We start from the raw sequence: 14,540 nt of genomic DNA on the forward strand, positions 1-14,540 counted from the left end.
GAGCGGCGGGAAAACATCGGGCCGCGGGCGAAACGATCGCGCCGCAGCATAGCCTGCCTCGCGGCAGGCGTCAGGTTGAAACAACGCACACATCAGCCCATGGCCGGGATTCGCGGCTTGATCCGCGACAGCACGGCCCAATCCAGCACCCACACCAGCAGCAACGACACGCCCACCAGCGGGAAGGCAACGCCGAGAATGAGCATGATCGCCACCCCGCCCTTCCACACCGGCAGCGCATGGGGCATCGGCGGCACGCCGAGACGGCCCTGCGGGCGGCGCTTCCACCAGATCCACAGGCCGCTGACCGCGCTGAGCAGGATCATCAGGCAGACGGCGAGCATCAGCAGGTGGTTGAACAGGCCGAACATCTTGCCTTCGTGCAGCATCACGCCGGACTCGACGCCCTTGGCCACCAGCCCGTAATCCTTCCAGCGCACGTCGGCGAGCACCTTGCCGGTGTACTGGTCGATGTGCAGGGTGGCGTCATTACGCGAGTCGTCGGCAAACACCGAGACGGTGAACACGCCCTGCTCGCCCTTGGGCAGGGCGATGACGTAGCCCGGCGTGACGCCGGCCCGGTCGGCGGTATCGACCACCTGCTGCAGGCTGATCTGCGGCATCGCCATGCCGCCGGCGCCGTGGGCCATGTGCTCGGCGTGGGCGCCACCGGACATCGGCATGGGGGTGTTTTCCATGGCCCAGGGAATGGTCTGGCGGTGCGCCTCGTTAAGCGTGCGCGCTTCAAGGTCCGACTTCGGCACCTCGTTCCACATCGGCGCCGGGAAGCGGTTCCACACGTCGGCGAAGGTCTTGCCCCAGAAGCCGGTCCAGGTCATGCCGGTGAGCAGCATGAACAGCATCAGCAGCGAGCCCCAGAAGCCGACCACCACGTGCACCTCGCGCCACAGCGCACGACCGCGGCGCGACAGGTCCGGCCAGAGCAGCACCCGCAGCGAACGCTTGCGCGGCCACCACAGGTAGAGGCCGGACACCACCAGCACGATGCCCCAGCCGGCGGCCAGCTCGATCAGCCGGTCACCCACGGTTCCGATCATCAGCTCGCCGTGCAGCGCTCGAGCCACCGACTGCAGGTTGGACTTGGCGTCCTGCAGGCCGAGCAGCTTGCCGCTGTAGGGGTCGACGAAGGCGTTCACCTCGCGCCCATCCAGTTGGGCAACGAATTGGGCGCTGCGGTCGGCGGCCGGCGCCGGCAGGTACTGGCTGACCTGCAACTGCGGGTTCTGGTGACGCAGATGCATCAGTTGCTCATCGGCGGACAGCCGCACCTCGCCGGGTTTTACCTGCAGCAGGTCGCTGTACATCAGCGGGTCGAGCTGCGGCTTGAACAGGTAGATGATCCCGGTGATCGACAACAGGATCATGAACGGCGCGACGAACAGCCCGGCGTAAAAGTGCCAGCGCCAGGCCAGGTTGTAGAAATCGAATGGTTTCTTCTGCATTCGTAATGTCCCCACGCAAGGAGGCCCCGACTGGCGGGGCCAGTCAGGTTCAGAAGGAGAAGTCCACTTTGGTCCAGAGCGTGCGCCCCGGTTCATGGATCGCTTCGGGGTTGTCCGCCGGGTAGCCGAAGCCGGCATTGCCCGCCAGGTTCAGGTGCTCGGCGTAGTCCTTGTCGAACAGGTTGTCGACGCCGGCGCTGACCTTGAAGTGCTGGCTCAGCTTGTAAGCGCCATTGAGCGAGAACACTGCGAAACCGGGGCTTTCCTCGAAGTCATAGCCGACCACGTTGCCCTGCCCGTCGGCGACCCGGCCCTGGCGCGCCACCACCCGCCAGAGGCCACCGGCGCTCCAGACATCCTGCTCATAGGTCAGGCCGAAGCGCGCCTCCAGCGGCGGCATCTGCGGCAGGGCGCGGTCGTCAGTGGTGTTCTTGCCCCAGGCGTAGGCCAGGGTCGCATCGGTGGTCCAGTTGGAGGTCAGCGCATAGGCCGCGCCCAGCTCGCCCCCCATGATGCGGGCGTCGACGTTCCGCGCCTGGGACGTCATGCCCATCATGCCGTCGCTGTACTCGAAGAGGATGTAGTCGTCGATAACCCCGACATAGCCGGAGGCCCAGGCCTTGAGTTTCTCGTCCTCGTACTGCGCGCCAAAGTCCAGCTGGGTGGTCTTCTCCGGCTTGATGCTGTCGAAGGCGTTGACCGAGCCGGCCGGGCCACTGTCGGGGGAGAACAGCTCCCAGTAGTCGGGGAAGCGCTGCACATGGCCAAGGCCGGCGTACAGCGTGGTCGGCGTATCGGCCAGATCGTGTTCGTAGCGCAGGAAGCCGCTGGGCAGGGTATCGGCGCGGGTGTCGTCGGCGGTGGGGTTGGGCTGGGTCATGTGGCCCGACCCGGTGGTCTGCCGGTAGTCCTTGGCCGAGGCGCGGTCCAGGCGCGCGCCGCTGATCACGCGGGACCGCTCGGCGGCGTACCAGGTCAGCTCGCCGAAAGCGCCGTAGTTGTGGAAGACCGCGTCCTTGTTCCACGGCTGGTCATCGTAGGTATCGATGCCCATGCCGCTGCGTTCGCGGTGTTCGTTGGTCTGCGCGTCGACACCGGAAACCAGCTTGAAGTCATCCCAGCGCCAGGTGGCGGCCAGGCGTCCGCCCAGGGTACGGCGGTCGACGTTGGAGGCCATGGGGCCGGCCATCATCCCGGAGCCCGAGGGCGTACGCAGGCTGTAGTTGTCCATCACATGGTCGGCGTAGTTGTAGTAGACCTGCGCCTCCAGCGTGTCGAGCACCTCGCCGAGGTTGGACTTCTCGAAGCGCAGGCCGAGGCTCTCGCGCTTGAACTGCGAGCCGTCCATGCCGCGCCCGGCGTAACGCGCTTCGCCGTCGCCCTTGCCGGCGGTGAGTTCGACGACGGTATCGGCGTCCGGCGTCCAGCCCACGGCGACGTCGCCGTTCCACTTGTTCCAGCGCGAGGGCACCGTATCGCCGGCACCGTCCTGGTAGTCATCGGACTGGGATTTGTTGCCGGTGAAGCGCAGATAACCTTCGGGGCCACCCGCGGCGGCGTCCAGCACGCGGTCGAAGCGACCGTTGGAGCCGCCCACCAGGCTGCCGTTGATCCGCGAGCCCAGCTCGCCGAAGCGCTCGGGCTCGCGGTCGAAGCGGATGGTGCCGGCCGAAGCGCCGGGGCCCCAGATCACGCTCTCCGGGCCTTTCACCACGGTGAGCCTGTCATAGGTCTCCGGCGAGATATAGGAGGTCGGCGCATCCATCCGTGCCGGGCAGGCGCCAAGCATAGTGGTGCCGTTGGTGAGGATGTTCAGGCGCGAGCCGAACATGCCGCGCAGCACCGGGTCGCCGTTGGTGCCGCCGTTACGGATGGCGGAGAAGCCGGGGATGGTCTTGAGGTAGTCGGCGCCATCGCTGGCGGGGATCGGCTGGCGCGGCTGCTTTGGGTCGGTGACCACGGTGAGCGGCGAGCTCTGTGCCACGGCGGTGATGACACTGGGCTCCAGCTCCACCGCGTGGGTGGCGTGATCGTCATCCTCGGCCAGGGCCGGGACGGCAGTGAGACCGCCAAGGGCGGTCAGCGCGCACAGGGCGCGCAAGCCGACGGCACGGGGCCGACGGCGCAGGGGCATGCGGGACATTCCATTTATTCCATGATCGGTGATAACGCCCGTTCCATGCGGACACGCACGGCGCGCAGGCGGAAGCGGTCATCCGCGCCTGCGGTCGATGGATTCGGGATAGGGGATCAGCCGATCAGGGCCGGTGGAGCGCGGGAACGGGCGCCGGGGAAGACCGGCGAGGCGGGAATGCGAGAAGTACCGAACTGCGCGACCGGCGTAGCGGCGCCGGGCAGGCCGTGGTCGATCAGGACCGGCGGCGGGGTCAGCGGCGGGCTGTGGATCAGCAGGCTGCAGTAGCCGCACTTCTCCATGAAGGCGTCGGCGCTGAGCGGCTGCTTGCCCTGGGAAACCGGGGCGGCTTGATGGTCAGCAGCATGATGGCCGTCGGAGCAGGCCAGCTCGTCCATGCCGGCCATGTCGTGCGCCATGGCCTGGCCGTGTTGCATGCCCTCGCCGTGCGACTGGGACATCCCATGCTGCATCGGCATGGGGTGGTCCATGGGCATAGGGTGATCCATCGGCAGCGACTGGGATACCAGCGGGCCGACATAGATCATCAGCATGGCGAACAGCGCCAGCCAGGTTCCTATGCCTTGTCGGTAGCGGCCTTGTCGGGTGCGACGGGTCACGAAATGTCCTTGCGGATGGAAAGCCCCCGCCAGGAGCGGGCGGACAATGATCGCACGGAGTTCCGCAGCTTCGCTGCGGCACGTAGACGCAGAATCAGTTAAGCACAGCGAGCACCTCTAATAAAAATTGCTAAAACATAAATATTTCAGCAATTTTTTTATCACTTAATCTGGCGCACAGAGATTTTCTACCAATTTTTAACGAATGCTTGCCATCGACCTCCAAGGCCATTAGGTTGGCACTCATGAAAACCGCACACACCCTCATCCTGCTTCGCCAACACGCCTGCCTGCGCCTGGTCAGCCCGCGACTGCGTGGCTGAGCCCTCTTCCCCGGTTTCGCCTCTTTTCATCTTTTTCGCGCAGGCCCGCTGGCCAGAAAGTACAAGGATTCCGCTCATGAGCATGTTGAAAGATCCGTCGAAGAAATACCGTCCGTTCACCCAGATCACCCTGCCCGACCGCACCTGGCCGGACAAGATCATCGACAAGGCACCGATCTGGCTGTCCACCGACCTGCGCGACGGCAACCAGTCGCTGATCGAGCCGATGGACGCCGAGAAGAAGATGCGCTTCTTCAAGTGCCTGGTTCAGGTCGGCCTCAAGGAAATCGAAGTGGGCTTCCCGTCCGCCTCGCAGACCGACTTCGACTTCGTGCGCGAGCTGATCGAGGGCGGCCACATTCCCGATGACGTCACCATCCAGGTGCTGACCCAGGCCCGCGACGACCTCATCGAGCGCACCTTCGAGTCCCTGAAGGGCGCGAAGAAGGCCATCGTCCACTACTACAACGCCTGCGCGCCGAGCTTCCGCAAGATCGTCTTCAACCAGGACAAGGCCGGCGTCAAAGCCATCGCCGTGGCCGCCGGCCAGACCATCAAGCGCCTGGCCGAAGCCGCGCCGGAAACCCAGTGGGGCTTCGAATACTCGCCGGAAGTCTTCAGCTCCACCGAGACCGACTTCGCCGTCGAGGTGTGCAATGCGGTGATCGACGTGTTCCAGCCGACCCCGGCCAACCGCCTGATCCTCAACCTGCCCGCCACCGTCGAGTGCGCCACCCCGAACAACTACGCCGACCAGATCGAATGGTTCGGCCGCCAGATCAACAAGCGCGACAGCGTGATCATCAGCCTGCACACCCACAACGACCGTGGTACTGGTGTGGCTGCGTCCGAACTGGCATTGATGGCCGGCGCCGACCGCGTCGAAGGCTGCCTGTTCGGCAACGGCGAGCGCACCGGCAACCTGTGCCTGGTGACCATGGCGCTGAACATGTACACCCAGGGCATCGACCCCGAGCTGGACTTCTCCGACATCGACGCCGTGCGCAAGGTGGTGGAAGAGTGCAACCAGATTCCGGTGCACCCGCGTCATCCGTACGTTGGCGACCTGGTCCACACCGCCTTCTCCGGCTCCCACCAGGATGCCATCCGCAAGGGCTTCGCCCAGCAGAAGGACGATGCCGTGTGGGAAGTGCCGTACCTGCCGATCGACCCGGCGGACATCGGCCGCAGCTACGAAGCGGTGATCCGTGTGAACAGCCAGTCCGGCAAGGGCGGCATCACCTTCCTGCTGGAACAGGAGTACGGCATCAGCCTGCCGCGCCGCATGCAGATCGAGTTCAGCCAGGTCGTGCAGAACGAGACCGATCGCCTGGGCCTGGAGATGACCGCCGAGCAGATCTACAACCTGCTGCAGAACGAGTACCTGCAGGCCGTTTCCCCGTTCGGACTGAAGAGCTACCGCCTGCAGGAAGAGAACGGCATCTGCGCCATCGACATCGACGTCACCCACAAGGGCGAACAGCACCGCTGGCACGGCAAGGGCAAGGGCACTCTGGAAGCCCTGGTCGCCTCGCTGCCGGTCGAGGTCGAGATCATGGACTACAACGAGCACGCCATCGGCGCCGGCACCAATGCCCGCGCGGCCGCCTACATCGAACTGCGCGTCGAGGGTGGTCGTTCGCTGCACGGCATCGGCATCGATGAAAACATCACCACCGCGAGCTTCCGTGCGCTGTTCAGCGCCCTGAACCGCGCCGTGACGCTGGGCCACGCGAAAGCCGCGTAAGCCTGGTAGCACCGCTGTCCCCTTTGCCCCGGACGCCTTGTGCGTCCGGGGCTGTTTTCGAAGGAGCGAAAACATGCCGGCCACACCACAGGACAATCCCTTCCAGACGCCTGCTGCCACTCTCCAGGACGCAGCGACCACCGCGACGGGCGCCCCCTTCTATCGCCTCGCCGCCGTCGGTATCGCCACCTTCTTCGGTACGCCCCTCGCCGGCGCCTGGGTCATGGTGCAGAACCTCAAGGCACTCGGCCGCAGCCACGAATCCCGCAATATCTGGCTGATGGGCATCGGCTTGACCCTCGCCATCTTCGTGATCGGCTACTTCCTGCCGGAAAACACTTCCGGCACGCCCATCGCCGTCGGCACAGTCGTCGGCATGTACTACTTCGCCAAGCAGACCTTCGGCGTTGCCGTGGAGCGCCACCACGCTGCTGGCGGCCAGTGGCGCTCGAACTGGCGCGCATTCGGCGTCAGCCTGCTGTTCCTGCTCGCCGTCATCGCGGCGATCCTCGCCGTCTCGCTCTTCCTGGTCTACGTCCTCGGCGCAGAACTTTGACTGCCGCCTAAAGATTCCCCCTAGCACCCTAGGGGGAAGTCTCCGCAATGCTGGTACTCGCCCCGATTACCCCCGCCCCTCCCCTTCCCTAGTCTTGCGTGCACTGTCGTGAAAGCGGCAGGCAAACAAAAAAACGTGTCACGCAATCAGACACTTTCGGCTGCCCCTGCCTTGCGTACAGAGGCGCCTGGTTACCTACAACAACAACGAGCTCGATGTGCTTGGCCATCTGCCTTCACCCGCTTTAGGAGCCAGTAACCGTGACCCCGCAATCCCCACACCCGCAATCCGTCCGTGCTTCGCGCTATTCCTGGTATGTCGTCGTGCTGTGCATGGTGGCGTACATCTTCTCCTTCGTTGACCGGCAGATCCTCTCGCTGATGATCGAGCCGATCAAAGCCGACCTGCAGATCAGCGATACCCAGTTCAGCCTGCTCAGCGGGCTGGCCTTCTCGCTGTTCTACGCCTTCATGGGCCTGCCCATCGCGTATCTCGCCGACCGCTCCTCGCGGGTGAAGATCATCGCCATCGGCGTGGCCTTCTGGAGTTTCGCCACCGCCGCGTGCGGGCTTTCGAAGAACTTCCTGCAGATGTTCCTGGCTCGCATGAGCGTGGGCGTCGGCGAGGCCGCGCTGACACCGGCGACCTACTCGATGCTCGCCGACCTGTTCCCCAGGGAAAAACTCGGCCGTGCGCTGGGGCTGTACTCCATGGGCGCGTTCCTCGGCGGCGGCTTGGCCTTCCTCGTCGGCGGCTATGTGATCGAGGCCTTGCGCGACGTGCCGGCCATCGACCTGGGCTGGCTGGGTCCGGTGCGCTCCTGGCAGATCGCCTTCTTCATCGTCGGCCTGCCCGGCGTGCTGGTGGCGCTGCTGATCGCGCTGACCATCCGCGATCCGGCGCGCAAGGTAGCGAACCCGGAGCACAAGGCAAGCATCGGCGACGGCCTGCGCTTCCTGCGCCGCCACCGAGCGGCCTTCACCTGCCACTACCTGGGTTTTTCCTTCTTCGCCATGTGCCAGTACGCGCTGATGGGCTGGGCGCCGGCCATGTACATCCGCCAGTACGGCCTGACGCCGCTGGAGGTGGGCTACATCCTCGGCGGCATCCTGCTGGTGCTCAACACCGCCGGAGTGTTCTGCGCCGGCTGGCTGGTGGACGTGCTGCAGAAGCGCGGACGCAGCGACGCCGCGATGATCAGCGGCATGCTCGGCGCCGCCTGCACCATTCCTTTCGTCATCGGCTCGGTGACCGCCGGCAGCCTGCAACTGTCGGTGCTGCTGATGGGCCCCGCGATGTTCTTCTGTGCCTTCTGCATCTCCACCTCGGCGGCCGCCATGCAGGTGCTGACGCCCAATCGCCTGCGCGCGCAGGTGTCAGCGCTGTTCCTGCTGGTCTCCAACCTGATCGGCCTGGGTGTCGGCACCACCCTGGTGGCGCTGCTCACCGACCAGTACTTCAAGGACCCGAAGGCTGTCGGCTCGTCCATCGGCATCATCGTCACCCTCGCCGGGCTGCTCTGCCTGTGGCTGCTGGGCAGCGGTCGCAAGCACTTCCGCCGCAGCCTTGGCCAGGAGCAGACGGCTCAGCCTGAAGCCATGCCGCTGGACAGCACCGCCGCCGCGAACTGATCGCGCCCGCCTCGACAAGACGTACGCCCGTTCGCCGGCGCAGCGCCCCGCGCCCCGGCGAACGGCGCCCAGGAGATGACGATGTTCCGTAATCGCTTTGCCGGTGCGCTGCTTGCCAGCGCGCTGATGCCCCTCTGCGCCCAGGCCGACCTGATCGACGACAGCCGCCTGGACACCACCCTGCGCAACTTCTACATGCTGCGCGACTATCGCCAGGAAAACGCTCCGCAATCCCAGGCGGGCAGTTGGTCGCAAGCCGTGCTGGCGAGGTTCAGCTCGAGCTTTACCCAAGGCACCATCGGCGTCGGCGTGGACTTCACCGGCTTCTACGCCCTGAAGCTCGACGGCGGCGCCGGCACCAGCAACGACAGCAACCTGCCCTACGATCGCAGCACCGGCGAGCCGGTGGATGACTTCAGCCGTGGCGGCGCCACGCTCAAGCTGCGCTATTCGAAGACCACGCTGAAGGTCGGCCTGCTGGAGCCGCGCCTGCCGGTGATCTTCCAGGACGACGTGCGCGTGCTGCCGCAGACCTTCCAGGGCGCAATGCTGGAGTCGAAGGAGTCGGATCGTTTCAGGTTCACCGCCGCTCAGCTCTGGAACACCAGCACCCGCGCCTCCAGCGACCGCGAGTCGTTCTACCTGGCCACCCGCCCCGCCAGCCAGGACAGCAACAAGCTGAACCTGGGCGGCGTCGATGCGCAGTGGACGCCCGGCCTGTCCACCAGCTACTACTTCGCCCAGCTCGAGGACATCTACGACCAGCACTACGTCGGCGCCAACTTCAAGCAACCAGTGGGCGAGAACACCGCGCTGCTCGGCACCCTGAGCTACTTCCACAACGAGGAATCAGGGCAGGCGCTGGCCGGGCGTATCGACAACCGCGCCTACGGCGCACGGCTCGGCGCGAAGCACGGCGGCCACACGCTCTCGGCCACCTACCAGCGCATGCTTGGCGAAGACATGTTCCCCATGCTGCTGGGCAACACCCCGCAGCCGTACCTGGTCAACTGGGTCACCAATGGTGGTTTCTTCTGGGCCCAGGAACGCTCCTACCAGCTGCGCTACGACTACGACTTCGCCAGCCTCGGCCTGCCAGGCCTGACCCTGATGACGCGCTACACCAAAGGCACCGACATCGCGCGGCCGGGGCAGGGCGACGGCCACGAGTACGAGCGCGATAGCGATATCGGCTACACGATCCAGAGCGGACCGCTGAAGACGCTGTCGTTCCTGATGCGCACCTCCACGGTCCGCAGCAGCTACTCCAGCAATTACGACGAGGTGCGCTTCATCACCAGCTATCCGCTGGCGTTCTGAACCCCGGAAATGCGGAAGCCCCCTGGCGGGGCTTTCGTCTGTTACTCGTCGTCGCCGCTGGCGGTCACGGCGCCCAGGCAACACAGGCGGTGCTCCTGCTCGCCGGAGTGCAGCACCCAACTCTCTTCGCCGGCCTGGTAGCGCGCCTCCATCACCTCGTTGTAGGTGAAGGCCCACTGGCGACGGTCACGGCCGTCGATGGATTCGATCAGCAGCACCACCTCTGCGCTGGCGAACGGCTGGTCCGCATGGGCGGCCGCATCGGCCTGGTCCAGCAGCGACTCGTTCAGCTCGAACTGCCAGGCGTGCAGACCGTCGATCAACAGCATGTCGGCGGTTTCCAGCTGATCCAGCAGGTAGGGAGTCGTGGTCATGGCGGGCACTCGGCAATGGGCAGGCCATCATCATAGAGCAAAACCCATTGCCGGCCCTCCTCTCCTCCTAATCAGCCAGTGCTGCCAGCACGCCACGCAGCCGCTCGACAGTGGCCGGAGCGCAGGGCTGCATCGGCTCGCGCAGTTCATCGACGATCAGCCCTTGCAGAGCCAGCGCCGCCTTGACCGCCGCGGGGTTGGGCTCGGCGAACGCGGCCTGGATCCACGGCAGCAGGCGGAAGAAGGTCGCCCGCGCGCCTGCCAGGTCGCCCGACTCCACCTGACGCTGCATCCGCACATAAAGATCGGCACGCACATGGGCGGATGCGGAAATCGCCCCGGCCCCGCCCTGGCAGAGGTTGTTGAAGATCTGCAGGTCCTCGCCCGTCAGCACCTCGACCTGGCCATCGGCGATCAAGGCCAGGGTGGTCTCCAGGTCGCCGCCGCAATCCTTGATCGCGGCAATGCGCGGATGGCGCACGATGCGCCGCAGGGTTTCGCGCTCGATGCGCACGCCGGTGCGGTAGGGAATGTCGTAAAGCACCACCGGCACACTGGCGGCATCGGCAACGGCCTGGAAGAACGACTCCAGGCCCGCCTGCGACGGCCGGATGTAGTACGGAGCCGGCACCAGCAGACCGGCCAGCGGACGACGCTGGATCTCCTGCTGGAAAGCCAGCAGCTCGCGCAGGTTGTTGCCCGCCAGGCCCATGATCACCTGCTGCGGCGGTACCCACTGCAACACGGCATCGAGGACGGCGAGCTGCTCCTCATGGCTCAGTGCCGCTGCCTCCCCGGTGGTGCCGCAGACCACGAAGCCGGCAACGCCGTCTTCCAGCAGCCGGGCGACCAGGGTGTGCAGTGCGGCGAAGTCGACTTCCCCGGCACGGAAGGGCGTGGCCAGGGCCACCCAGATTCCTCGAAACGTAGACATGCAAAAACTCCTTGTGGCTGACCGTCTGGTCGCCGTCAGGGAGGGATGCGGGAATCAAGCGGGGGGTGTTCCAGACCGTGCGCCTTGTGTCCTGTCAGCCCATCTGACGGGACAGCACGCCCCGGTCAAATGAGCGACTGTTTCTTCGATTTCTTGGCAATCACGACGCATGCGCCGGCCTGGGCAGAAAAGCCCGGAAGCGGCAGCGAGGAGTCGAGGTTGGCAAGCATGGGCAATTGGCGTGTGGGAAATCAGGCCACCGATACTGCGCAAGGTCCTAGGCGCCTGTCAACCGTGTCCTAGGGTCTATGCTGGTTCGACCACCTTGCAGCCGGGGGAGACTCGACAGATGAAAGATCGCGAACTGGGCCAGTCCGGACTGGTCATTCCACCCCTGGTGTTCGGCGGCAATGTGTTCGGCTGGTCGGCGGACGAAGCCACCTCCTTCCGCCTGCTGGATGCGATTGTCGACGCCGGGATCACCTGCATCGACACGGCCGACGTGTATTCGCGCTGGGTGGAGGGACACGTCGGCGGCGAGTCGGAAGCCCTGATCGGCAAGTGGCTGAAGAAGACCGGCAAGCGCAACCAGGTGCAGATCGCCACCAAGGTCGGTATGGACATGGGCAATGGCCACAAGGGCCTGTCGGCGGTGTACATCGAGCAAGCCCTGGAACGCTCGCTCAGGCGCCTGCAGACGGACTACATCGATCTCTACCAGGCCCACTGCGACGATCCGCATACCTCCCTGGAGGAAACCATGGGCGCCTTCGCCGAGGCCGTGGAGAACGGCAAGGTGCGCGTGATCGGTGCCTCCAACCTCGATGCCCGGCGCCTGCGCGAGGCGCATGCCGTCTGCGACCACCTGAAGCTGCCGCATTACCAGAGCCTGCAGCCCAACTACAACCTCTACGACCGCGCCAACTATGAGACCAACCTGGAACCGACGGTGCAGCAGCTGGGGCTCGGGGTGATCAGCTTCTACTCCCTGGCGGCGGGCTTTCTCACCGGCAAGTACCGCAGCGGGGCCGACCTGAACAAGAGCAGCGTGCGTGGCTACAAGGTGAAGAACTTCATGAACGCGCGCGGCTTCGCCATCATCGATGCGCTGGAAGAAGTGGCCGGAGAGCTGAACGCGACGCCAACGCAGGTCGCCCTGGCCTGGCTGATAGCGCGGCCGAGCATCACCGCGCCGATCGCCAGTGCGTCGAAGCTGGAGCAGTTGCCGGACCTGATCGCGGCGGTGGACCTGAAGCTCAGTGACGAGGCGATCCAGCGACTGAATACCGCCAGCGCGTATTGATAACGCTCCCTGTAGGAGCGCGCCATGCGCGCGATCGCGGGCATGGCCCGCTCCTACAGGGCAGCTCCGCTACGGCCTGTTGAGCGGGGAGGAAACATCGCGGACGGAGTCCGCTCCTACGGGGCATGACGCTTTCGTAGGAGCGGACTCCGTCCGCGATTGGCATCCGGTTAACTTCGGATCTCGAACTCGTCCGCGTCGAGATAGGCCGGGAAGCGCTCGCGGTAGGCCGCCAGCTCCCCCGCGCTCAGGGCAACATGGAACACACCGTCCGCACTGCCGGCTGCCAGCAGGTTGTCGCCCTGGAAGTCCAGCACCTGGCTGTCGCCGGAATAGGCGTGACCCTTGCCGTCCTCGCCCACCCGGTTGACTGCCGCGACGTAGCAGAGGTTTTCGATGGCCCGTGCCGGCAGCAGACGGTTCCAGTGTTGGCGACGCGCGGCCGGCCAGTTGGCGGTGTAGAGCAGCAGGTCGGTGTCCTGGGCATCGCGGCTCCACACCGGGAAGCGCAGGTCGTAGCAGACCAGAGGGCGAATCCGCCAGCCCTTCCACTCCAGCAGCACCTGCTGCTCGCCCGGTGTGTAGTGCTTGTGCTCGCCGGCCATGCGGAACAGGTGGCGCTTGTCGTAGTGCTTCACCTCGCCGTCCGGGCGAGCCCAGAGCAGGCGGTTGCGATGGCTGCCATCGGCGGCGCGAATGATCACGCTGCCGCAGACCACGGCGTCGAGCTTCGCGGCCTGCCCACGCAGCCAGGCGTAGGTCTCGCCCTCCTCTGCCTCGGCCAGCGTCTCGGAGTCCATGGAAAAGCCGGTGGTGAACATCTCCGGCAGGATCACCACGTCCGCACCACGGGCGCTTTCCAGCAGCGCGTCGAAGCGCTCGCGGTTGGCCCTGGCGTCGTGCCAGACCAGCGTGGTCTGCACCAGGGCCAGCTTCAGGTCGGGCAGTTGGCTCAGATCGCGCATAGTCTTTCCGCCGCCTGGCGCAGCGTCTCCTCTTTCTTGGCGAAGCAGAAGCGCACCAGGCGCATGTCCGCCGGGGGCTGCTGGTAGAACACCGAGACCGGGATGGCGGCCACGCCGTGCTCGCGGGTCAGCCATTCGGACATGGCGACGTCGTCCAGGTCCGGACGAATCGCCGAGTAATCGACCACCTGGAAGTAGGTGCCGGCGGCACGCTGGAAGCGGAAGCGCGAGCTTTCCAGCAGGTCGCAGAACAGGTCGCGCTTGGCCTGGTAGAAGCCCGGCAGCTCGTGCAGGTGCTCGGGGTGCGCGGCCATGAAGTCGGCCAGCGCCCACTGCAGCGGGGTCACGCCACAGAAGTTCACATACTGGTGGATCTTGCGCATTTCCGCCGACAGCGCCGGCGGCGCCACTACGTAGCCAGTCTTCCAGCCGGTGACGTGGTAGGTCTTGCCGAAGGAGCTGATCACGAAGGCGCGCGGGTACAGTTCGTCGTGGGCCAGCACACTGGCATGCTGCACGCCGTCATAGATCAGGTGCTCGTAGACCTCGTCGCTGATGACATAGATCTCGCGGTCGCGGATCAACGCGGCCAGGCGGTCCAGGTCGGCTCGGTCGATCAGCGCGCCGCTGGGATTGTGCGGGCTGTTGAGGAAGATCAGGCGGGTGCGCGGCGTGATGGCGTCAGCCATGCGCTGCCAGTCGATGCGGAAGTCCGGCAGGCTCAGCGGCACATGCACGCAACGGCCGCCGGCAAGCTCCACCGAGGGCTCATAGCTGTCGTAGCAGGGATCGAGGACGATGGCCTCGTCGCCCGGGCGGATCAGCGCCTGCACCGCGCAGAAAATCCCTTCGGTCGCGCCCGGGACGATGGTCACCTCGGCATCGGCGCTGACCTTGCGGCCATAGAAACTGGCGACCTTGGCAGCGACCTGTTCGCGCAGGGCCGGCAGGCCGGTCATCGGGCTGTACTGGTTGTGCCCGACCATCACGTGGCGGGCGACGGCTTCGAGCAATGGCGCGGGGCTGTCGAAGTCGGGGAAACCCTGGGAGAGGTTCAGCGCACCGCATTCGGCGGCGAGCTGGGACATGCGGGTGAAGATGGTGGTGCCGACGTTCGGCAGTTTGCTGGTGAGCATGGCGTGACTACAGGCTGCGGGCGATGAGAGGGAG

General features: G+C 65.7%; 12 protein-coding genes. 5 read left to right on the plus strand and 7 right to left on the minus strand.

Annotated features, from left to right (window positions below; genetic code table 11):
• Positions 1-92 precede the first annotated feature (92 nt).
• The 3 genes from ACQ5BL_RS10350 to ACQ5BL_RS10360 form a co-directional block, all read right to left on the minus strand.
• Positions 93-1,463 carry a PepSY-associated TM helix domain-containing protein gene (locus ACQ5BL_RS10350; RefSeq protein WP_430293114.1) on the minus strand — a complete coding sequence of 457 codons (1,371 nt, stop codon included), beginning with the start codon at positions 1,461-1,463 and terminating at the stop codon, positions 93-95.
• Positions 1,464-1,512: 49 nt separating this feature from the next.
• Positions 1,513-3,606 (minus strand): TonB-dependent copper receptor, encoded by a 2,094-nt coding sequence (locus ACQ5BL_RS10355; RefSeq protein ID WP_430293115.1) that lies wholly within the window; start codon positions 3,604-3,606, stop codon positions 1,513-1,515.
• Positions 3,607-3,713: 107 nt separating this feature from the next.
• Positions 3,714-4,217: a DUF2946 domain-containing protein gene (locus ACQ5BL_RS10360; protein WP_243806185.1), complete on the minus strand. Its 504-nt coding sequence runs from the start codon at positions 4,215-4,217 to the stop codon at positions 3,714-3,716.
• 399 nt (positions 4,218-4,616) lie between these two features.
• Here ACQ5BL_RS10360 and leuA point away from each other — a divergent pair, with 399 nt between their 5' ends.
• The 4 genes from leuA to ACQ5BL_RS10380 all read left to right on the plus strand — a co-directional run bounded on the left by leuA (position 4,617) and on the right by ACQ5BL_RS10380 (position 9,794).
• A complete protein-coding gene (gene leuA / locus ACQ5BL_RS10365; RefSeq protein WP_207887470.1) occupies positions 4,617-6,287 on the plus strand; it encodes a 2-isopropylmalate synthase in 1,671 nt (556 codons plus the stop codon).
• Between the two features lie 73 nt (positions 6,288-6,360).
• A complete protein-coding gene (locus tag ACQ5BL_RS10370; protein WP_243806187.1) occupies positions 6,361-6,843 on the plus strand; it encodes a hypothetical protein in 483 nt (160 codons plus the stop codon).
• A gap of 260 nt (positions 6,844-7,103) precedes the next feature.
• Positions 7,104-8,474, plus strand: coding sequence for a spinster family MFS transporter (locus tag ACQ5BL_RS10375; protein ID WP_243806189.1), 1,371 nt, complete (start codon positions 7,104-7,106; stop codon positions 8,472-8,474).
• Between the two features lie 81 nt (positions 8,475-8,555).
• A complete protein-coding gene (locus ACQ5BL_RS10380; protein ID WP_243806191.1) occupies positions 8,556-9,794 on the plus strand; it encodes an OprD family porin in 1,239 nt (412 codons plus the stop codon).
• 41 nt (positions 9,795-9,835) lie between these two features.
• Here the strand turns inward: ACQ5BL_RS10380 and ACQ5BL_RS10385 are convergent, their stop codons facing one another.
• A complete protein-coding gene (locus ACQ5BL_RS10385; RefSeq protein WP_207887474.1) occupies positions 9,836-10,168 on the minus strand; it encodes a DUF5629 family protein in 333 nt (110 codons plus the stop codon).
• Between the two features lie 67 nt (positions 10,169-10,235).
• The gene (gene dapA / locus ACQ5BL_RS10390) at positions 10,236-11,102 is read right to left on the minus strand and encodes a 4-hydroxy-tetrahydrodipicolinate synthase (protein ID WP_243806193.1); all 867 of its coding nucleotides are present in this window, start codon (positions 11,100-11,102) and stop codon (positions 10,236-10,238) included.
• A 349-nt stretch (positions 11,103-11,451) separates the two neighbouring features.
• Here dapA and ACQ5BL_RS10395 point away from each other — a divergent pair, with 349 nt between their 5' ends.
• On the plus strand, positions 11,452-12,405 hold the full coding sequence (locus ACQ5BL_RS10395; RefSeq protein WP_243806195.1) for an aldo/keto reductase: 954 nt from the start codon (positions 11,452-11,454) through the stop codon (positions 12,403-12,405).
• A gap of 170 nt (positions 12,406-12,575) precedes the next feature.
• Here ACQ5BL_RS10395 and ACQ5BL_RS10400 read toward each other — a convergent pair whose 3' ends face one another.
• Together ACQ5BL_RS10400 and ACQ5BL_RS10405 are read right to left on the minus strand one after the other, a co-directional pair.
• Complete coding sequence (locus tag ACQ5BL_RS10400; protein ID WP_243806197.1) at positions 12,576-13,370, minus strand: amidohydrolase; 795 nt, start codon at positions 13,368-13,370, stop codon at positions 12,576-12,578.
• A complete protein-coding gene (locus ACQ5BL_RS10405) occupies positions 13,358-14,506 on the minus strand; it encodes a pyridoxal phosphate-dependent aminotransferase (protein WP_243806199.1) in 1,149 nt (382 codons plus the stop codon). Before ACQ5BL_RS10405 ends, ACQ5BL_RS10400 begins: the two co-directional genes overlap by 13 nt.
• Positions 14,507-14,540: the final 34 nt, after the last annotated feature.

Origin of the sequence: Pseudomonas sp. B1-22 (assembly GCF_050474425.1) — a bacterium.
Lineage (GTDB): Bacteria > Pseudomonadota > Gammaproteobacteria > Pseudomonadales > Pseudomonadaceae > Pseudomonas.